Consider the following 19067-nt stretch of genomic DNA (forward strand, 5'->3'; position numbering starts at 1 on the left):
AAGAAAAGACAAACGGCTCGATAAATACTGTTTTGTTCRTCTCTTGCGAGACAAACGAATTGACTGTGCCGAATAACTAAAAGTTATATCGTATTGGTCACTCAGTTCATCGAATAAATCTTTTTGTCTATTCTCAACGAGTGCCCACACAGATTGCATAGGTCAAATTGTTAAAGAGCRTTGACTGTGCGAAKCTGCGCTTCGCTTGGTCAGGGCTGCGTATCTTACGCGCCTTACCGTTAAAGTCAAGAAGAAATTTTATCTTTTATTTTCAACCCTCAGGCCGGAAATAAAACCTCTTTTTGACTCCCCTAACGCTTGGCGTTAAGTGGACGGCTATCTTAATCTTTTAAAAACTCACGTCAAGCGTTTATTTTTATTTGATTTTTTACGTCAACATAGCGCTGAGCGCTTGCCCTGTGTGCCGTGTCGATGGAGGCGCATTATAGGGAAGCTGATCAGATTGGCAACCCTTTTTAGGTGTTTTTTTTGAAAAAATTGTCACTCGCTGTTTTTTTACTCACTAGAGTGTAAAACTGACAGCAAACTCGCCATTATTCGACATTATATAGAGATCAAAGAGGGATTTGTGATGGCAAAACAGCGACGCGCCTTTAAAGGCATAACACCTCAGCTTGGCGAACGCGTCTATATTGATGAATCCAGTGTATTGGCTGGCGATATTACGCTAGGCGATGATGTGAGTATTTGGCCGCTGGTTGCGGCGCGTGGTGACGTGAACCATATCCAGATTGGCGCACGAACCAATGTACAAGATGGTTCAGTCCTTCATGTCACCCATAAAAATGCCGAAAACCCACAAGGTTATCCGCTGATCATTGGCGAAGAAGTGACAATCGGCCACAAGGTTATGTTGCATGGCTGCCGGATTGGCAACCGAGTCCTCGTGGGAATGGGGACGATTATTCTTGATGACGCTGTCATAGAAGATGAAGTGCTGATTGGCGCTGGCAGTTTAGTCCCACCAGGAAAACGCTTAGAGAGCGGCTACCTTTATGTTGGCTCACCGGTCAAACAGGTCCGCCCCCTCACTGACAAAGAGCGTGCTTATTTTGCCCGCTCAGCGCAAAACTATGTCGACACCAAAGACATCTACCGCTGCGAGCACTAGATCACCAAGCTGCCATCGGGTTCAAATGCTTCTGATTCGATGGCCGCTTCCATTTGCTCTTCAATATCAAACCATACCTGTTCGACGATCGCCTGCGCATTATCCGTGTCCACCGCACAGCCGGCGAGCGCAGATAAGGTGGTAAAGCGGACAGCGCATGTTAGCAATGCACCATTAAGCTGGCCGTAAAAACAAACACGGGCCTTTGCCGTATCGACCTGCGCTTCGTCCGCAGCCAGAATAAGGGACTGATTCATCGATTGAGTGCCTCTCTTAACTGCTCGCGCACACGTTCGGTTTGTGGCCGACAGCCGCGCCATATAGCAAAGCTTTCCGCCGCTTGTTCCACCAGCATGCCCAAGCCGTCTAAACACCGCCCTGCTCCTTGGCGTTGCGCCCATTGGTTGCTGGTTGTGCTGCCAGCTTGATACACCATGTCATAGACAGTGGTCGCTGGGCCAATCGCTCCTTGCGGGAGAGGGGGATAGCTTTGATGTAAGCTCGCCGAGGTCGCATTAATGATCACATCAACAGGCGCCGCCACAGGTTTATCCACGGCATGACTGGCGATCGGTCCGGCCTCACCAAATGCAGCGGCTAATTGCTGGGCTTTTTGCTCAGTGCGATTGACAATCATCAGCGATGCTGGCGCTTGCTCCAGTAAAGGAAGCAACACACCCCGTGCGGCACCGCCCGCTCCCACAACTATAATGCGCTTATCGCGCAGTGCCACATGGTGGTGGTGTAAGTCAGTCACCAAACCGGCGCCATCGGTGTTATCACCGAGTAGAGAGCCATCGCTTTGCTTAACCAGCGTATTCACGGCACCGGCGCGGCGGGCACGCTCTGTCAGTGTATCAGCCCAATCATACGCTTGCTGTTTAAAAGGCACGGTCACATTGGCGCCGCGCCCTCCTTGCGCAAAAAACGCCTGCATGGTGGTCACAAAGCCTTCAAGCGGCGCCTCAATGGCTTGATAGTCGATGTCTTGTTGGGTTTGTGTCGCAAACGCGGCGTGGATCTGCGGCGACTTACTGTGGCCAATCGGGTGGCCGACCACGCAATAACGATCGGTCATTGGTTACCACTCCCTCGGTTTAAGGTAGTCGCGATAGAGTCTCGCTTCCGGCGCATCGTCATCAGGTGACCAATTATATTCCCAACGCGCCATCGGCGGCATCGACATCAGAATAGATTCGGTACGCCCACCGCTTTGCAAGCCAAATAGCGTGCCTCTGTCATACACCAAGTTAAACTCAACATAGCGTCCGCGACGGTAAAGCTGAAAATCGCGTTCACGCTCACCATAGGGCGTAGCTTTGCGGCGCTGTACAATCGGCAGATAGGCATCGATAAAACCTTTTCCAACCGCTTGGGTGTAGGCAAAGCACTGTTCGAATGGCCATTGGTTCAAATCATCAAAGAAAAGCCCGCCGACGCCACGGGTTTCATCGCGATGGGGCAGATAAAAATAGCGATCGCACCATGCTTTGTGATCAGCGTACACGCTATCACCAAAGGGCGCGCACAAGGCTTTGGCGGTCTCATGCCAGTGCTGGCAGTCTTCCTCGAACGGATAGAAAGGCGTGAGGTCAAAGCCACCGCCAAACCACCACACAGGATCAGCGCCTTCTTTTTCGGCAATGAAAAACCGCACGTTCGCGTGTGAGGTTGGCACGTATGGGTTATGAGGATGGATCACTAACGACACCCCCATGGCCTCAAAACAGCGCCCGGCGAGCTCCGGACGGTGTGCTGTCGCCGAAGCAGGCATTTGATCGCCAAATACATGCGAGAAGTTCACTCCCGCTTGTTCAAACACGTGGCCCTGACGCAGGACGCGACTACGGCCACCGCCCCCTTTCTCACGCTCCCACGCATCTTCAATAAAGTGCGCTTGACCATCTTGTTGCGCAAGCTGTTGGCAAATATCATCTTGAAGCTGGAGGAAAAAAGCCTTCACGGCTTGCTTATCAATTGTCGACTGACCGTGTGCCACGCTCACATCCTTTGTTACTGAGACTATGTGTGTACTTTACCTGATCCACGCAGTGGGATCTTGACGGAATTTCATATCCCACCGCTGACGCAAACGTTTTCCTTGCGATGAAATCTGGGTATAATTCGCACCACGCTCAGCTTAACTTATTCACGCTTGTCATCAAGAAGGACGTATTATGACTGTCGGTATCATCATGGGCTCGCAATCCGATTGGCCTACCATGACACATGCAGCGGCTATGTTGGATCACTTTGCTATCCCTTACGAAACCCGTATTGTCTCCGCCCATCGCACGCCACAGTTACTTGCCGACTATGCCCAGCAAGCGGCTGAGCGCGGTATTAAAGTGATTATTGCCGGCGCCGGTGGTGCCGCCCATCTACCCGGGATGACTGCCGCACACACCAGCCTGCCCGTACTCGGCGTACCGGTCCAGTCGAAAGCGTTAAAAGGCATGGACTCATTGCTTTCGATTGCTCAAATGCCCAAGGGCGTGGCAGTGGGCACGCTTGCTATTGGTGACGCTGGCGCCGCAAATGCAGGCCTCCTTGCAGCACAAATTCTCGCCACGGCCGACTCTAATTTGATGGCAAAAGTGGATGCGTTTCGCCAAACGCAAACCGAGGCCGTTCTCGCTCAGCCTAACCCACAAGGGTAACGACCATGAATATTCTGGTGTTAGGCGCGGGACAACTGGCCCGGATGATGGCATTAGCCGGCGCGCCGCTCAATCTTATCGTCAGTGCTTATGATGTGCGCAGCGGCGACATTATCCATCCTTTAACCCAGCAGCCACTCGGTCAAGGGCTCGATACCGCGATAGCCGGCGCGGATATTATCACCGCTGAATTTGAACATATTCCTGCCAACATTTTGCATCAATGCGAGCAAAGCGGAAAGTTACGCCCCAGTGCGCAGGCAATTTTAACCGGTGGAGACCGTCAAATAGAGAAAGCCTTATTGATGCAAGCTGGGGTGGCTAACGCGCCATACCGTGTGGTGTATACACAGGCGGATTTGGAAAAGGCCGTCGATGCACTGGGCGCGCCCTTGGTGTTAAAAAGCACGCTCGATGGTTATGACGGCAAAGGGCAATGGCGCTATCGTGATGGTGATGATCTCAGCGCATTATGGGCCGAATTGGACGCCTTTCTTGCCGCGCCCGAGCAGCGCGATGGCCAGGCGATCATTGCTGAGGCCATGATCCCTTTTGAGCGTGAAGTGTCACTAATTGGTGTACGTGGTGCCAATGGCGAATTTGCCAGCTACAGCCTAACCCAAAACCATCACCACAACGGCGTACTGACTTTGTCGGTGGCACGGCCTGACGAACAGGATTTGCAGTTACAAGCGGCTGAAATGGTGAAAAAGATTGCCGATACACTCAATTATGTGGGTGTGCTCGCGGTCGAATTTTTTGATGTTGACGGTCGCTTGCTGGTGAATGAAATCGCACCTCGAGTCCATAACTCGGGCCACTGGACCCAGCAAGGTAGCGCCTGTTGTCAGTTTGAAAACCACTTGCGTGCGGTCAGCGGCCTACCGCTTGGCGCTACCCGTTTAGTTCAGCCCGCTGCGATGATCAATATTTTGGGTCAAGGTAGTGTCCCGCTTGCGACCTATCGCGACGCCCATGTGCATTGGTACAACAAAACGCCTCTCCCGGGGCGCAAAGTGGGCCATATCAATGTCACGGCCACCTCGAACGCCGAGCTTGCCACCAAGTTAGCGAGCCTCGCCAGCTACCTGCCCGACGACACCTTTCACGGTTTACAGTCCGCCGCGTTAGCACTGGCCGCACAAGCCGATTAATCCTCACTCTCCGACTCTGCAGCCGATTCATCTTGAATCGCGCTGCAGGGCTTATCGGCACATTGACGTACAGTCTTCCCGCCTTTCTTACGCTCCACTAGCAGCGTAAAGCCACATTGCTCGCAGGTGCCGGCTATCGGTTGTGCGTTAACGGCAAAATGGCACTTGGGGTACTGATCACAGGCAAAAAAGCGCTTTCCGTAACGCGAGGTACGCTCCACCAGCTCACCTTTGTGGCAGGCTGGGCAGGTCAGAGTGGTGTGATCGGGTTCATCTGGTTTTTCGATATGCGTGCATTGCGGGAACTGATCACAGCCAATAAACATGCCGAATCGACCTTGGCGCAGCACCAACTCTCCCTGCTGACACGCCGGACAGGTCACGCCAAGCGCTTTCACCACATGGCCATCACCATGGTGTAACGCTTTGGTATAGTGGCAGTCTGGATAGGCCGTACAGGCCAGAAACGGGCCTCGTTTGCCCGATTTAAACGCAAGAGCGCTGCCACATTCCGGGCAGCGCTCCTGGGTCTTCGGGGTGTTATCTGTATTCATTCACACCTTTACTGTCATTGATAAGCGTTAATGCACGTACCCCTCTTGTGCGTCGTACAGCATGTCTTCCATTTGCGTATACGCGCGCTCATTACCTGGCACGTTAAACAGCACCATTAGGATCACCCATTTTAGATCATCCAAACCAAACTCTTGCGTTTCTAATTCCATCACCCGATCGATCACCATCTCACGCGTTTCTGGTGACAGCACCCCAGCTTGTTCTAAAAACAATAAAAAACCTCGACTTTCTTGATCGAGAAAACGGGTTTCTTGCTCGGTGAATACACGAATCGAGCTCTGTGCACTGCCTGTTAGATAGGGCTGTTTATCCGCGTTTTGTAACTGAGCTAATTTTTCCAGCCAGTTTAGGGCCTTATAAATATCATCTTGATGAAAACCCGCACGGGACAATTCATCCGCTAACTCGTCCTGATCGATAATGACCTCGACATCGCTGTGGATGTAGGTTTCAAACAGGTACATAAGAATGTCCATCATGGCTAGCCCCTCCTCGTTCTGACATAGCCACCGGGTACTGCTGCTACAAGCCCCTGGAGTTCTAAGTCTAACAACTGCATCATGATTTCGTGAACCGGTTGGTTGCAGCGCTCAGCTAGTACGTCGACACACGTCGCGTTAGTCCCTACGTTAGCCAACAGCGTGGGAAATGGCAATCCTTGATCGGCATCTAACTTGGGCGCATCACTAAATAATTCGCTTTGTTGGCTCACTGCAAACTGAACCAAACTGTCTACTTCACTTAAAATATCATCCACACTGTCCGTCAAGGTTGCGCCCTGCTTGATCAATTGATGGCATCCACGCGCTTGGACCTGATCGATTGGGCCTGGGATCGCAAACACTCCTCGATTTTGCTCAAGTGCGTAGCGCGCCGTAATCAATGAGCCACTTTGTGGTGCCGCTTCCACCACTAATACGCCCGCTGATAAGCCACTGATCAGACGGTTACGACGAGGAAAGTGTTCCGCCCGTGGCGGCGCATCTGGCCAGAACTCGGACACCAACGCCCCTTGCGTAATAATCTGGCTGGCTAAGTCACGGTGACGTGCAGGATAAATACGCCCTAGCCCGCTGCCGAGCACCGCCAATGTTTGTCCTTTGCCGTCTAAGGCACCTTTATGCGCCCGCCCATCAATGCCCAAGGCTAAACCGCTGGTAATGGTCAACCCGTAGTCGGCCAACTGTTTGGCAAAGTGATAAGCCGTCGTCAATCCAGACTGGGTGGCATGACGACTGCCAACCATGGCGAGCTGGGGCTTGGCTAAGGCGCTGGGATCACCTTGAACATAGAGAATGAGAGGCGCACTGGCGATTTCTTTTAACAACGAGGGATAAGCGGGATGATCAAAACACAATAAGTGGCAATCGGGCGCCTCGGCCCAGCGCAAGCTCGCATTGATTAACGCCTGATTTGGGCTGCATATCGCCTGGCATTGATCCTCACTTAATCCAATCGCGGCCAACGCCTGCTGAGATTGCTGATGGATAGCCTCGACCGGCCATGTCGATAAGAGTTTTCGACGTTGCCTGGCCCGTAGCCGTGGCACTTGAGCCAAGGTTAACCACGCGTATAACGTCTCATCTTTCATGACTGATCCGAGCGCTTGAAGGTGGAATCGCCTGCATACCCGCTTTAATCGGCTGAGTGGCTTGCTGTACGACAGCCAAACTCATCCATGGATAGGAACGGATAACCATCAGCTCACCGACTTTGACGTTCGGTAATACAGTGACCTCAGGTGGGGTTTTATCGGCTTGTGCTTGATACTGGTACTCACCTGGCTGATTCACGACCTGTTTTCCAGACTGAGTAACTTCAAATACTTGCCCGGCCGAAACCTGCGCCTTTGCCCCTTTATCCAGAACGACTAACTGCCCTTGAGCCACGTATTCACTGCCGTAAAGGTGACCCAATAAGGTCGCTTTGGTTTTCGCTGGATAAGGCCAGAATGGCGCCTGAACACGGTCGGGGGCCGGCAATAGCACGTCATTGGGTCGTATCTCTTGATTGACCTGAGTCAGTGTCATCACGCTATAGTTCGACGCCACGTCGGTGATTGAACCATTGGCCACGTGCGTCAAGCTAACCATTTGTGGGCGATTATCAGCCGTTTGATCTGCGCGTTGATGCGAAAAGGTGTGCGCGACCCGATATACCTGCCAATCGATCGCGTGTAATGCGGCATCGATATACACAGTGTCTGCCGCCGATAAAAGGCGACGCCCCTCAGGCGAGCCCAACACCCTGGGTAACGCAACTAATCGTGCTTTCTCAATCAAGGTATCTTGTGCTAGGTGGGGTAAGAGTAAGGGCCCAACACTGGGCACAGGCGATGCCGGTTCGTCTGCGGCTATCGTGTGAGAGGCTTGGTACGTTAGATGCGGTTTCCCTTGTTGCCACTTAAGCGTCAACGTATCGCCCGGATAGATAAGGTGTGGATCCTTTATACTTGGGTTGTCGTACCATACCTTTGGCCAATGCCAAGGGTCAGCAAAAAAGGTGGCGGCAATATCCCAAAGCGTATCGCCACGCTCAACGGTATAACGTGTTTCACTCTTTTGTGCCGCCACACTGAACGGGAGTAGCGCTGTCAATAGGACTGCCATAGCAAGCCTACACAGTTTCTTTGTCATCGTCGTCTTCCTTGTCAGACAGAACGCGCTGATGCTGTCAATTGGCTGGCAAAATGTCTAGAATTAACCCAATTATCCCGTGCCGCATTCGGCACAGTTCAATTTTTGCGAGACGTTATGGCTTTACTGAACGTATTAACATTTCCAGATGAGCGCCTTCGCACCGTTGCGAAACCGGTGGATACCGTTACCCCTGAGATCCAGAAAATGGCCGATGACATGATTGAAACCATGTACGACCAAGACGGTATCGGTCTTGCCGCTACTCAGGTTGATTTTCACCAACGCATGGTCGTGATCGATGTATCAGAAACGCGTGACGAGCCTATGGTGCTGATCAACCCTGAAATTATCGAAAAGCGCGGTGAAGACGGTATTGAAGAAGGGTGCCTCTCTGTGCCGAGCTCACGTGCCTTAGTGCCTCGAGCAGCCGAAGTGACGGTCAAAGCACTCGATCGTGACGGCAATCCATTTCAGTTCGACGCAGACGACTTACTGGCGATTTGTATTCAACATGAGCTTGACCACTTAGAAGGCAAGCTATTCGTTGATTACCTATCACCATTGAAGCGCCAACGCATCAAACAAAAAATGGAAAAACTCAAACGCGCTAACCAAAAAGCAAGCTGAGGTCACTTTGAGCAAACCGCTGCGTATAGTATTTGCGGGCACGCCGGACTTTGCCGCGCGCCATTTACAAGCCTTACTCGACAGTGAGCATGAGGTCATTGCGGTCTATAGCCGCGAAGATAAACCAGCAGGACGGGGCAAAAAGCTCACGGCGAGCCCAGTTAAACAACTGGCGATTGAACATGCACTCCCGGTATACCAGCCTCGTACGTTGCGTGACGAAACGGCACAGGCCGAGTTAGCCGCGCTCGATGCCGACGTTCTGGTGGTGGTCGCCTATGGACTTATTTTGCCGAAAGCCGTGTTAACGATCCCAAGATTGGGCTGCGTTAATGTGCATGGCTCAATTTTGCCACGTTGGCGGGGGGCCGCACCGATTGAGCGAGCGGTCTGGGCAGGCGACAACGAAACCGGCGTCACCATCATGCAGATGGATGAAGGGCTCGATACCGGTGACATGTTAAAAATCGCCACCTTACCGATTGATGACAAAGAAACCAGTGGCAGTCTGTATGAGCGCTTGGCTGAGCTGGGTCCACAGGCACTGATTGACTGCCTCAATGATATGGCCAACGGCATTATATTGGCTGAACCGCAAAATGACGCCAAAGCCAATTACGCCGAAAAGCTAACCAAGCAAGAAGCTCATATCGATTGGCATCAAGACGCGGCGTTTATCGAACGCTGTGTACGCGCATTCAATCCTCGCCCGGTGAGTTTTTTCACCTTAGGTGAGCAAAATATCAAAGTGTGGGGCGCGAACGCACTCGATATTGATGTTGATGCTGCGCCGGGGACCGTCATTAACACTGATAAACACGGTATTCAAATTGCGACCGGCAAAGGTGTTCTTCAGCTGACACACCTACAGCCACCGGGCAAGAAAGCCATGCAGGCTCACGAGCTGCTCAATGCGCGTCGCGAGTGGTTTGAAACCGGCACCCAATTAGTATAAAGGGTGCGTTTTGTAGCAACATCGTTTAAGGCCAGTACGCTGGCCTTTTTTAATGTAACAGGCGACGCTATCGTCTGATGCCATTTTGGCCTTTTAATGGGTAAACATATGAATGTAAGAGCCGCGGCTGCCCGCGTTCTATATCAAGTGGTCGATCAAGGCCAATCCCTCTCGCAGCAACTGCCACTTGCGCAGCAGCACATCGCACCACGGGATGCGGCATTACTGCAAGAGATCTGCTACGGCACCTTACGTTGGTTGCCGCGTTTAGAGCATATCGTGCAAGCTTTGATGGACAAACCATTAAAAGGTAAGCAACGTGTGTTTCATCACCTGTTACTCGTTGGCCTCTATCAACTCGGCTATATGCGTATTCCGGCCCATGCCGCGGTGGCGGAAACGGTCAACGCGACCAAAACACTCAAGCGTCCGCAGTTACGTGGCCTTATCAATGCGATATTGCGTAACTATCAACGCGATCAAGCCTCGCTCGATGATGCCAGTCAAGCCGAGTCCGCCGGGCAACACTGCCATCCCAGCTGGTTATTAACGCGTCTTCAACAGGCCTACCCTAACCAGTGGCAAGAGATTATCGCGGCGAATCATCAAAAAGCCCCCATGTGGTTGCGCGTAAACCGCCAGCATCATACTCAGGCAAGTTACCTTGCTGAACTGCAAGCGGCTGGTATCGCTGGTTCTCCGCACACCCAAGCTTTGGACGCTATCAAGCTCGACGCACCGTGCGACGTAACACGTTTGCCAGGCTTTACCCAAGGTTGGGTATCGGTACAAGATGCCGCCGCACAACTCGCTGTCGACTACCTCCAGCCCGATTCAGCAGAGCACATTCTCGACTGCTGTGCCGCCCCCGGTGGCAAAACCTGTCATATTCTTGAACATCAGCCTGATGCGATCGTCACTGCCATTGATGCCGATGAAAATCGCTTGTCGCGGATCAAAGAGAACCTATCGCGCTTAGGGCTTAATGCTGAGGTGAAACACGCCGATGCTCGCTTGCCGAGCGCTTGGCATTCGGGCCCAGCATTTGATCGCATTTTGCTGGATGCGCCCTGCTCGGCCACAGGTGTGATCCGTCGCCATCCGGACATTAAATGGCTAAGACGCGATAGCGATATTCAAGCCTTGGTCACGTTACAAGCGGAGATTTTGGACGCAATGTGGCAGCAATTGGCGCCAGGCGGTACGCTGGTCTACGCGACCTGCTCGGTATTACCGGATGAAAACGCGACACAAATTCGCGCCTTTTTAACTCGCGAGCCAACAGCAATATTGCGCACCGGCACCCACGACCAGCCAGGACGACAAATTCTCCCCGGAGAACACGACATGGACGGCTTCTATTACGCATGCCTAAAAAAGCCAACCGGCAAGTAACGAGGCAGGGAGTAACAACAACATGAAAATCATTATCTTGGGTGCAGGCCAAGTCGGCGGTACTTTGGCAGAAAATCTGGTCGGAGAAAACAATGACATCACCATTGTTGACCGCGCCCCAGAACGGCTTCGCGAACTGCAAGATAAATACGACTTACGTGTTGTACACGGGTTTGCCAGCCATCCGTCGACCTTGCAAGAGGCTGGCGCGCAAGATGCGGATATGCTGGTTGCCGTAACCAACTCCGATGAAACAAACATGATCGCTTGTCAGGTCGCTTTTACCCGCTTTAACACACCCAATCGTGTTGCTCGGATCCGAAGTCCTGAATATCTCGCGGTAAAAGAGCAACTGTTTAACAGTGACGCCTGTCCGGTTGACCACCTTATCGCCCCAGAGGAGCTGGTGACGCATTATATTCGTCGCTTAATTGAATACCCAGGCGCGTTACAAGTGGTCAGCTTTGCCGACAAAAAAGTGGGCCTGGTGGCTGTTAAGGCCTATTACGGCGGGCCTTTGGTCGGCAAAGCGCTCTCAGCACTGCGCGAGCACATGCCGCATGTCGATACCCGTGTTGCCGCTATCTTTCGGCGTGACCGCCCGATTCGCCCCCAAGGCACGACCATTATCGAAGCCGATGATGAAGTCTTTTTCGTCGCCGCCAGCAACCATATCCGCTCAGTGATGAGTGAACTGCAGCGCCTCGAAAAGCCTTACAAACGCATCATGATTGTGGGTGGGGGGAATATTGGTGCTGGCCTAGCCATGGCACTTGAGCGCCAGTACAGCGTGAAGTTAATTGAGCGCAATCCAGCTCGTGCTGAACACTTGGCTGAGCTATTAGAAGAAACCACCGTTTTTTGTGGCGATGCGTCTGACCAGGAATTACTCAGCGAAGAGCACATTGAGCAGATTGATGTCTTTATCGCGGTCACCAACGAAGATGAAGCCAATATTATGTCGGCAATGCTCGCTAAACGCCTAGGGGCAAAAAAAGTCATGGTGCTGATTCAACGCGGTGCTTATGTCGACTTGGTTCAAGGTGGGGTGATTGATATTGCCATCTCCCCCCAACAAGCGACGATTTCGGCGTTGCTCACCCATGTACGCCGCGCCGATATTGTCAATGTGTCGTCATTACGACGCGGCGCCGCTGAAGCAATTGAAGCAATTGCGCACGGTGATGCGTCAACGTCCAAAGTGGTTGGCCGGGCAATTGGCGAGATAAAGTTACCACCGGGCACGACCATAGGTGCGGTTGTACGAGGCGATGAAGTATTGATTGCCCATGATAAAACCGTGATCCAGCAAGATGATCATGTGGTGTTATTCTTGGTGAATAAAAAATACATTCCGGATGTTGAACGCCTATTCCAACCCAGCCCGTTCTTTCTTTAACACCCGTTATTGCGCCAACACAAGCCTGCAGACATCCGTGTCTGCAGGCTCACGCTTTTTATCTCAACGCTGCCACTCCTGTCACTTTGGGTATACACTGAACAAAGTGCCTATCTATGTTGCTTAGCAGAAAGGACCGCCATGTCAGACGATCAATTTCAACAATCGACCGTATTTCTCAAAAAAGCGGTCCCTTTGATGATGAAATATAAGGTGCCCACGACACCGACCAACTACGCGCTATGGTACACCTACGTCGCCAATACCGATGCAAAGCTCACCGCTGACGTCGATACCACCGTCCATGAGCATGGCACGTGCAGTCCTCTTCAAAGCGACATCTTGTATCAAAAGCATATGGCGGATAAACACAGCCAGAACATTGGCAGCCTTAAGCAAAGCCTTGAGTCAATGATGACGGAGATGAGTCATTCGATGTCTGACACGCTTCAGGACACAGACGCGTTTCACTCGGTACTCGACAAAACATTCGAACAGCTGTCTCGCGTTGAAAACGAAGGGTTGTCCATTGATGAAACCATCGCCGTTGTCCGTAATGTAGTGAAAGACTCGCAAGCTCTGACTCAATCGACCCGCTACTTTAAACACCAACTGAGTGATGCCCAGCAAGAAATTGCCCAACTAAAACAAAACCTCGCAGAGATGACCGAGCAAGCCACCCATGATGGCTTAACCGGCCTGCTCAATCGGGCCGCCTTTGAACGCGAGCTCAATGCGTACACCGAAAACGCACAAACCTGGCCGTTTGCTTTAGTCCTCGTCGACCTCGATCACTTTAAACAACTTAACGATACATACGGTCACGTGCTCGGCGATATCGCTTTGAAGCAGGTCGCCAAGCGATTACTCGACTACTGCCGAGAAGGCGTACAAGCGTTCCGCTACGGCGGCGAAGAGTTTGCGCTACTGTTACCTAAAAGACGCCTCAACAGCGCAAAACGGACCGCTGAAACGCTACGTGCCGCTATCGATAGAATGGTGATAAAAGACCGGCGTCGTGGCCAAACATTGGATCATATTACCGTGTCCATGGGCGTCGCAGAGTACGACGAGCATGCTCGCGAATCTGGCGCCGATCTCATTTACCGTGCTGATCAACAACTCTACAAGGCCAAAAACCTCGGGCGTAATCGTGTGATGCCGATAAATTAACTCTCGCCTGAAAGGAATTTGATCTTGGCTAAGTATTCACCGCTCGCCGTCGGGCAAAATGGTATTTTTTACGTGCCACATTAAGGATACCACCATGCACTGCCATCGTATCAACGAGTTGCTCGATCTACTGAACCAATCTTGGCAACAAACGCCCGATCACTCGCTCATGACCATGCTCAATCTGATTGCCCAAGAGGCCGGTCATCGCGATGACTTAACAACGCTATCGGACGACACCTTGATCTATCAACTCAAAATGCGACTAGAAGATAGCAACGCGCCTATTCCTGGCCTTGCAAAAGACAATGAAGACGACTTTAAAGCCGCTATTTTACGGGCGAGAGGCATTACCCCAACAAAAGAGTGAGTCAGTGACCCTCGCTAATCGTCTGTTATAGCTGGAATTCGTTCAGTTTGTGGCTGTATCGCAAACTATGACTCTGGTAGCGTATTCACGGCGTTTGCTGCGCTACAATCACAGGCACAATGATAATTAGGGCCTGGCAATGCACCATGGACCCGCTATCCCAAGGAAAGCCAATGTCATGAGCGATAAAAAAATTAACGTCAAAGACGTGACTGCAAAAGAATACAATCCCAAAACCCATAAAGGTAATGACGATCGCTTTAATCCGAGTAATCGCATTTATGTGCGCGCGGTGAAAGGCTATTACCAGCGAATGCGCCGTTACATGGGCTGGTTCTTTATGCTGCTGTTTCTGCTAACGCCCTGGATCCCGTATCAAGGCCGACAAGCCATTTTGCTGGATATAGGCAATCAACAGTTTAATTTTTTCGGCACCACGTTGTGGCCACAAGACCTGACCTTGTTGGCTGCACTTTTGATGCTCGCCGCCTTCGGCCTCTTTTTTATTACCACTTTTCTTGGCCGGGTGTGGTGTGGCTATTTGTGCCCGCAAACAGTATGGACCTTTCTCTTTATCTGGTTTGAAGAAAAGCTGGAGGGGGCGGCCAACAAACGCCGAAAACAAGACTCGCTCAAACTTACGCCGGCATTGGCCGCGCGAAAAGCCGCGAAGCATGCGGCTTGGTGGCTCATATCTCTGGTCACCGGCGCCACATTTGTCGGTTACTTTGTTCCCGTGCAATCGCTCGCGGTCGATTTAGTCACGTTCGATACTAGCTTTTGGGTCGGCTTTTGGGTGATCTTCTTTGCTGCCTGTACCTACGGGAATGCGGGCTGGATGCGATCGATCATGTGTATTCACATGTGCCCCTACGCGCGCTTTCAGTCCGCAATGTTTGATAAAGACACCTTTATCGTTGGCTATGATGCCAAACGCGGCGAAAAACGCGGGCCTCGCCCACGTAAGAAAGATCCCAAAGCATTAGGATTAGGCGACTGTATTGACTGCAACCTATGTGTGCAAGTGTGTCCGACAGGTATCGATATTCGTGATGGTTTGCAGTATGAATGCATCAACTGTGGTGCCTGTGTCGATGCGTGTGATGAAACCATGGATCGCATGGGGTACGCGCGCGGCCTAATCAGCTACACCACCGAGCACAAGCTCGAAGGAAAGAAAACCGCGGTCATGCGACCAAAACTGGTGGGTTATGGGGCGGTCATGGTTATTGTGACTGCAATGTTTATTTATCTGGCGATGTCGGTCATGCCGATGGAGCTGGATGTGATACGCGACCGTAATCAACTGTATCGCATTAACAACCAAGGACTGGTTGAAAATACCTACACCTTAAAAATCTTAAATAAAACGCAGACAGACGACGTATATCAGCTGTCGGTTAAAGGCTTGGATGAGGTGACATGGCACGGGCCACAATCCGTTAATGTACAGGCGGGTGAGGTTTTCTCACTGCCGATTAGTCTGGCAGTCGATACGTACGAGATGGAGCAACGCATTGCCGACATCACCTTTGTGATGGAGCGTGAATCAGGCGACAAACAAAAAAGGGTAACGGCAGAAAGCCGCTTTATCACGGATCTGTAATCGGCCAATTCACCACAACAACCATTCACGACAACTAAACAGGGCGCAGGCAGCGCCCTTTTTATTTGTTACTATAACGTTTCTTTTGTCATTCTCAGGTGGCGTATGACCGAGATAGGCTTTGACTTTCATGCTCTTACTCCCGACGTTCAATTAAATGCGATTGAATCGGTCGGTATTTTTCCTCAATCCGGCCTACTCGCGCTGAACAGCTATGAAAATCGGGTGGCCCAGTTTGTCGCCGATGATGGCCAGCGCTATGTGGTCAAGTTCTATCGGCCCGCTCGCTGGTCCGATGCGCAAATTCATGAAGAACATGCTTTCTGCCGCGAGCTAGCTGACGCAGATATTCCCGTCGTTGCGCCGATTCAACGAGAGGGAACCAGTCTTTTTTACGCGTCAGGCTTTCGCTTTGCCTTATTCCCCAGTGTGGGCGGTCGCGGCTTTGAAGTGGACAATTGGGATCAGCTCGAAGCGGTCGGCCGTTACCTGGGTCGTATCCACCAAATGGGCGCCGCTAAGCCTTTTCAAACTCGCGCTAAATTTGATCTCGACAGCCACCTTTATCAGCCACGCCGCGAGCTAGGAGAAGCCAGCTTGATCCCAGCAAGCCTGCAAGCGACATTCTTCTCTGATCTCGACCGATTAATCGATGCCATCGCGGCGCGATGGCACACGGAGTGGCCCGTGATTCGGCTCCATGGCGATTGCCATCCCAGCAACATTCTGTGGCGCGACGGTCCGCTGTTTGTGGATTTTGATGACACCCGTAACGGTCCCGCGATGCAAGATTTATGGCTATTTTTAAACGGCAGTCGCGCCGATCAGCTCGCCCAACTCGACACCTTGGCGGAGGGTTATCGTGAATTTCGTGAATTCCCCACCGACCAATTGCAACTGATCGAGCCATTGCGTGGTCTGAGAATGGTGCATTACATGGCCTGGTTGGCAAAACGCTGGCAAGATCCGGCGTTTCCTCGTGCATTTCCTTGGTTTGCTGATGCAAAATACTGGGAAGGTCAGGTGCTCGCTTTTAAAGAACAGCTTGCCGCCCTTGAAGCACCACCGCTTACACTGTATCCGTAAGCGCTCAATCGATAACGGAGAGTCATTCAATCATGTTTAAAAAACTGTTGCCTTTGCTACTGGTCGTAGGCCTAACCGCGTGCTCTGAGCCTGAGAGCGTGACGCAGACATCACCAGACACCACCCCAACAACCGAAACCACGCAGACGCAAACGGAGTCGGCAGAGCCTGCAACACCGATTGAGGTAGCGGATGCTAAACCAGGCCGCTTTAAAGCTGGTGAGGATTACCAGGTGCTAGAGATGCCGGCAACTGATTCCCCAACAGTGACCGAGTTTTTCTCTTTCTATTGCCCACATTGTTATCAGTTTGAACCACTGGTCCAGCAGCTCAAACAACAAGTGCCTGATAATGCGAAAGTGGTAAAACACCATGTGTCTTTTATGGGCGGCGAGATGGGCAGTGTGGTAACACGCGCCTACGCAGCGGCGGTTGTGCTCGATGCACAAAAAACCATTATTCCGGTGATGTTTGATCGCATTCATGCGGCACAAAACCCACCGAAATCACTGGCGGAGGTTCGCCAAATGTTTGTCGATAACGGCATTGATGGCAAAGAATTTGACAGCGCTTACAACAGCTTTGCCGCGAACTCCATGGCCAAGCGTTTCGACCAATCGTTCGAAAAAGCGGGCTTGCGCGGTGTGCCTGCGGTGATCGTCAACGGCAAATATCACGTGACACCCAAAACAGTAGAAACTCCGGAAGAATACTTCCAGTTGATCAACTTTTTACTGACCCAAAAGTAATTAGCTGACTTGGGCGTTGAGATGGCGCAATAAGCCATCCATCGCCCGATATCCCAGCGCTTCCGCTAAATGAGAGCGTGAGATCTGAGCGTCGCCGCCAAGATCGGCAATGGTACGTGCTACCTTGATAATGCGGTGATAGGCCCGAACGGACAACCCCAATCGATGTAAAGCCTGCTCTAAAAACGCCGCATCAGCCTGAACGAGCTGACAATGCAGCTCCATTTCTTGATTACTCAACAACGCATTCACCTTTCCTTGGCGTGCCAGCATACGCTCACGCGCAGCCGCTACCCGCGCTTTTACCGTCGATGTTGACTCACCGCGTTCTCCGCCACTAGAAAGACAGCCTCGTGGCAGTGCGGGAATATCAATGGACATATCAAATCGGTCTAACAGTGGGCCAGATAAACGCGCTAAATAACGCAGAATTTGTTGTGGGTTAGACCGGGCCAATTCACCTTCATGATGACCGGTTGGACTCGGGTTTAATGCACCGATAAGTTGGAAGCGAGCCGGAAACCGGGTTTTACCATTGGCGCGCGAAATCACAATTTCGCCAGACTCAAGCGGCTCGCGCAACGCATCGAGTACGCGACGCTCAAACTCCGGCATTTCATCAAGAAATAATACCCCATGGTGAGACAGCGAAATCTCACCAGGGCGCGGTACGCTGCCGCCTCCGACCAAGGCTGCCATGGAGCTGGAATGGTGGGGGCTACGGAAAGGGCGCTGACGCCAATTACCCTCATGCAAAGGTTGTTGAGTCAAAGAGGTGACGGCGGCTGAGGCTAACGCTTCATCATCATTCATCGGTGGCAGCAAGTCACATAAACGCGACGCAAGCATGGTTTTCCCAGTGCCGGGAGGGCCCACAAAAAGTAAGTTATGAGATCCACTGGCGGCAATTTCTAACGCCCGCTTACCTTGTTGCTGACCGATAATGTCGCGTAAGCATCGCGTCACCGCTGGCGTGTCATTCACGGCAGGGACAGCGTTTAAACATAAACTTTGCTGGCCGGCTAGGTGTTGGCTCACGGCAATCAGGTCGGGCGCTGACACATGCCGCTCATTGTCTACCAGCGCCACCTGATTGGCATTATCATCCGGCACCACCAGGGCTCGCTGCGCTTTTTGACTGGCGAGCGCCGCCGGCAATGCGCCTTTAACCGGCCGTAATTGCCCCGACAACGCCAGTTCACCTAAAAACTCAAACGCGTTTAAACGCTTTTCTGGCAACTGTCCCGACGCCACCAAGATCCCAAGCGCAATGGGTAAATCAAATCGTCCCCCTTCTTTAGGTAAGTCGGCTGGGGCCAGGTTGACGGTGATCCGGCGCGAGGGGAACTCAAAATTAGAAGTCACAATCGCACTTCGTACCCGATCACGGGCTTCTTTGACCGTCGTTTCCGGTAAGCCCACCAGCGCAAACCCCGGTAAACCATTGGATATATGTACTTCTACGGTCACACTCGGCGCTTCTACACCGACACAGGCTCGACTGTGAACTATCGCCAATGCCATATTTTCCCACTCCGCTTACTGT

The 19067-nt window shown here is 52.0% G+C and carries 20 protein-coding genes; 12 read left to right on the plus strand and 8 right to left on the minus strand.

Features of this window, described 5'->3' with window-relative positions; all coding sequences use genetic code 11:
- Nucleotides 1-592 precede the first annotated feature (592 nt).
- Nucleotides 593-1132: a gamma carbonic anhydrase family protein gene (locus BZG80_RS10085; RefSeq protein WP_077679266.1), complete on the plus strand. Its 540-nt coding sequence runs from the start codon at nt 593-595 to the stop codon at nt 1130-1132.
- Here the strand turns inward: BZG80_RS10085 and BZG80_RS10090 are convergent.
- From BZG80_RS10090 to hemF, 3 genes are read right to left on the minus strand one after another with little or no spacing between them, the layout of a single operon-like run.
- Entirely contained in the window at nt 1129-1389 is a 261-nt protein-coding gene (locus BZG80_RS10090; RefSeq protein ID WP_021022716.1) for a DUF1488 family protein, read from the minus strand. The genes BZG80_RS10085 and BZG80_RS10090 overlap by 4 nt on opposite strands.
- Nucleotides 1386-2210, minus strand: coding sequence for a shikimate dehydrogenase (aroE, locus tag BZG80_RS10095; protein WP_021022717.1), 825 nt, complete (start codon nt 2208-2210; stop codon nt 1386-1388). The genes BZG80_RS10090 and aroE overlap by 4 nt, the downstream gene beginning before the upstream one ends.
- A 3-nt stretch (nt 2211-2213) precedes the next feature.
- Complete coding sequence (hemF, locus tag BZG80_RS10100; RefSeq protein ID WP_077647449.1) at nt 2214-3131, minus strand: oxygen-dependent coproporphyrinogen oxidase; 918 nt, start codon at nt 3129-3131, stop codon at nt 2214-2216.
- Nucleotides 3132-3309: 178 nt separating this feature from the next.
- On the opposite strand from hemF, the gene purE reads away from it, so the two are divergent.
- Both purE and BZG80_RS10110 read left to right on the plus strand, forming a co-directional pair.
- Complete coding sequence (purE, locus tag BZG80_RS10105) at nt 3310-3792, plus strand: 5-(carboxyamino)imidazole ribonucleotide mutase (RefSeq protein WP_077679268.1); 483 nt, start codon at nt 3310-3312, stop codon at nt 3790-3792.
- A gap of 5 nt (nt 3793-3797) precedes the next feature.
- Nucleotides 3798-4946 (plus strand): 5-(carboxyamino)imidazole ribonucleotide synthase, encoded by a 1149-nt coding sequence (locus BZG80_RS10110; RefSeq protein ID WP_077679269.1) that lies wholly within the window; start codon nt 3798-3800, stop codon nt 4944-4946.
- Here the strand turns inward: BZG80_RS10110 and BZG80_RS10115 are convergent.
- From BZG80_RS10115 to BZG80_RS10130, 4 genes are read right to left on the minus strand one after another with little or no spacing between them, the layout of a single operon-like run.
- Nucleotides 4943-5500 (minus strand): DNA topoisomerase family protein, encoded by a 558-nt coding sequence (locus tag BZG80_RS10115; protein WP_077679270.1) that lies wholly within the window; start codon nt 5498-5500, stop codon nt 4943-4945. The genes BZG80_RS10110 and BZG80_RS10115 overlap by 4 nt on opposite strands.
- Before the next feature lie 27 nt (nt 5501-5527).
- On the minus strand, nt 5528-6001 hold the full coding sequence (locus BZG80_RS10120; RefSeq protein WP_021022722.1) for a DUF494 family protein: 474 nt from the start codon (nt 5999-6001) through the stop codon (nt 5528-5530).
- Nucleotides 6002-6003: 2 nt separating this feature from the next.
- Nucleotides 6004-7113, minus strand: a complete 1110-nt coding sequence (dprA, locus tag BZG80_RS10125) for a DNA-processing protein DprA (RefSeq protein WP_077679271.1) — start codon at nt 7111-7113, stop codon at nt 6004-6006.
- A complete protein-coding gene (locus BZG80_RS10130; protein WP_077679272.1) occupies nt 7103-8158 on the minus strand; it encodes a LysM peptidoglycan-binding domain-containing protein in 1056 nt (351 codons plus the stop codon). Before BZG80_RS10130 ends, dprA begins: the two co-directional genes overlap by 11 nt.
- Before the next feature lie 117 nt (nt 8159-8275).
- Here BZG80_RS10130 and def point away from each other — a divergent pair, with 117 nt between their 5' ends.
- From def to BZG80_RS10175, 9 genes are all read left to right on the plus strand, one after another.
- On the plus strand, nt 8276-8788 hold the full coding sequence (def, locus tag BZG80_RS10135; protein ID WP_077679273.1) for a peptide deformylase: 513 nt from the start codon (nt 8276-8278) through the stop codon (nt 8786-8788).
- Nucleotides 8789-8795: 7 nt separating this feature from the next.
- Nucleotides 8796-9743, plus strand: a complete 948-nt coding sequence (gene fmt, locus BZG80_RS10140; protein WP_021022726.1) for a methionyl-tRNA formyltransferase — start codon at nt 8796-8798, stop codon at nt 9741-9743.
- A 108-nt stretch (nt 9744-9851) separates the two neighbouring features.
- The gene (gene rsmB, locus BZG80_RS10145; protein WP_077679283.1) at nt 9852-11138 is read left to right on the plus strand and encodes a 16S rRNA (cytosine(967)-C(5))-methyltransferase RsmB; all 1287 of its coding nucleotides are present in this window, start codon (nt 9852-9854) and stop codon (nt 11136-11138) included.
- A 22-nt stretch (nt 11139-11160) separates the two neighbouring features.
- The gene (trkA, locus tag BZG80_RS10150; protein WP_077461772.1) at nt 11161-12537 is read left to right on the plus strand and encodes a Trk system potassium transporter TrkA; all 1377 of its coding nucleotides are present in this window, start codon (nt 11161-11163) and stop codon (nt 12535-12537) included.
- 141 nt (nt 12538-12678) lie between these two features.
- Complete coding sequence (locus BZG80_RS10155; protein WP_077461773.1) at nt 12679-13710, plus strand: GGDEF domain-containing protein; 1032 nt, start codon at nt 12679-12681, stop codon at nt 13708-13710.
- Nucleotides 13711-13804: 94 nt separating this feature from the next.
- A complete protein-coding gene (locus BZG80_RS10160) occupies nt 13805-14080 on the plus strand; it encodes a YihD family protein (protein ID WP_077576863.1) in 276 nt (91 codons plus the stop codon).
- Between the two features lie 178 nt (nt 14081-14258).
- Nucleotides 14259-15686 carry a cytochrome c oxidase accessory protein CcoG gene (gene ccoG, locus BZG80_RS10165; protein ID WP_077679274.1) on the plus strand — a complete coding sequence of 476 codons (1428 nt, stop codon included), beginning with the start codon at nt 14259-14261 and terminating at the stop codon, nt 15684-15686.
- Between the two features lie 105 nt (nt 15687-15791).
- A complete protein-coding gene (locus tag BZG80_RS10170; RefSeq protein WP_077679275.1) occupies nt 15792-16772 on the plus strand; it encodes a serine/threonine protein kinase in 981 nt (326 codons plus the stop codon).
- Between the two features lie 32 nt (nt 16773-16804).
- Nucleotides 16805-17521, plus strand: a complete 717-nt coding sequence (locus BZG80_RS10175; RefSeq protein ID WP_077679276.1) for a thiol:disulfide interchange protein DsbA/DsbL — start codon at nt 16805-16807, stop codon at nt 17519-17521.
- On the opposite strand, the gene BZG80_RS10180 is transcribed toward BZG80_RS10175, so the two are convergent.
- Nucleotides 17522-19045 (minus strand): YifB family Mg chelatase-like AAA ATPase, encoded by a 1524-nt coding sequence (locus BZG80_RS10180; RefSeq protein ID WP_077576860.1) that lies wholly within the window; start codon nt 19043-19045, stop codon nt 17522-17524.
- Nucleotides 19046-19067: the final 22 nt, after the last annotated feature.

This window comes from Salinivibrio sp. MA440 (assembly GCF_001996265.1).
Taxonomy (GTDB): Bacteria; Pseudomonadota; Gammaproteobacteria; order Enterobacterales; family Vibrionaceae; genus Salinivibrio; species Salinivibrio costicola.

Excerpts from the sequence above, each read along its gene's own strand:
- BZG80_RS10085 (WP_077679266.1), top strand. The coding sequence starts at position 593 with ATGGCAAAACAGCGACGCGCCTTTAAAGGCATAACACCTCAGCTTGGC.
- BZG80_RS10090 (WP_021022716.1), bottom strand. The coding sequence starts at position 1,389 with ATGAATCAGTCCCTTATTCTGGCTGCGGACGAAGCGCAGGTCGATACG.
- aroE (WP_021022717.1), bottom strand. The coding sequence starts at position 2,210 with ATGACCGATCGTTATTGCGTGGTCGGCCACCCGATTGGCCACAGTAAG.
- purE (WP_077679268.1), top strand. The coding sequence starts at position 3,310 with ATGACTGTCGGTATCATCATGGGCTCGCAATCCGATTGGCCTACCATG.
- BZG80_RS10110 (WP_077679269.1), top strand. The coding sequence starts at position 3,798 with ATGAATATTCTGGTGTTAGGCGCGGGACAACTGGCCCGGATGATGGCA.
- BZG80_RS10115 (WP_077679270.1), bottom strand. The coding sequence starts at position 5,500 with ATGAATACAGATAACACCCCGAAGACCCAGGAGCGCTGCCCGGAATGT.
- BZG80_RS10120 (WP_021022722.1), bottom strand. The coding sequence starts at position 6,001 with ATGATGGACATTCTTATGTACCTGTTTGAAACCTACATCCACAGCGAT.
- dprA (WP_077679271.1), bottom strand. The coding sequence starts at position 7,113 with ATGAAAGATGAGACGTTATACGCGTGGTTAACCTTGGCTCAAGTGCCA.
- BZG80_RS10130 (WP_077679272.1), bottom strand. The coding sequence starts at position 8,158 with ATGACAAAGAAACTGTGTAGGCTTGCTATGGCAGTCCTATTGACAGCG.
- def (WP_077679273.1), top strand. The coding sequence starts at position 8,276 with ATGGCTTTACTGAACGTATTAACATTTCCAGATGAGCGCCTTCGCACC.
- rsmB (WP_077679283.1), top strand. The coding sequence starts at position 9,852 with ATGAATGTAAGAGCCGCGGCTGCCCGCGTTCTATATCAAGTGGTCGAT.
- trkA (WP_077461772.1), top strand. The coding sequence starts at position 11,161 with ATGAAAATCATTATCTTGGGTGCAGGCCAAGTCGGCGGTACTTTGGCA.
- BZG80_RS10155 (WP_077461773.1), top strand. The coding sequence starts at position 12,679 with ATGTCAGACGATCAATTTCAACAATCGACCGTATTTCTCAAAAAAGCG.
- BZG80_RS10160 (WP_077576863.1), top strand. The coding sequence starts at position 13,805 with ATGCACTGCCATCGTATCAACGAGTTGCTCGATCTACTGAACCAATCT.
- ccoG (WP_077679274.1), top strand. The coding sequence starts at position 14,259 with ATGAGCGATAAAAAAATTAACGTCAAAGACGTGACTGCAAAAGAATAC.
- BZG80_RS10170 (WP_077679275.1), top strand. The coding sequence starts at position 15,792 with ATGACCGAGATAGGCTTTGACTTTCATGCTCTTACTCCCGACGTTCAA.
- BZG80_RS10175 (WP_077679276.1), top strand. The coding sequence starts at position 16,805 with ATGTTTAAAAAACTGTTGCCTTTGCTACTGGTCGTAGGCCTAACCGCG.
- BZG80_RS10180 (WP_077576860.1), bottom strand. The coding sequence starts at position 19,045 with ATGGCATTGGCGATAGTTCACAGTCGAGCCTGTGTCGGTGTAGAAGCG.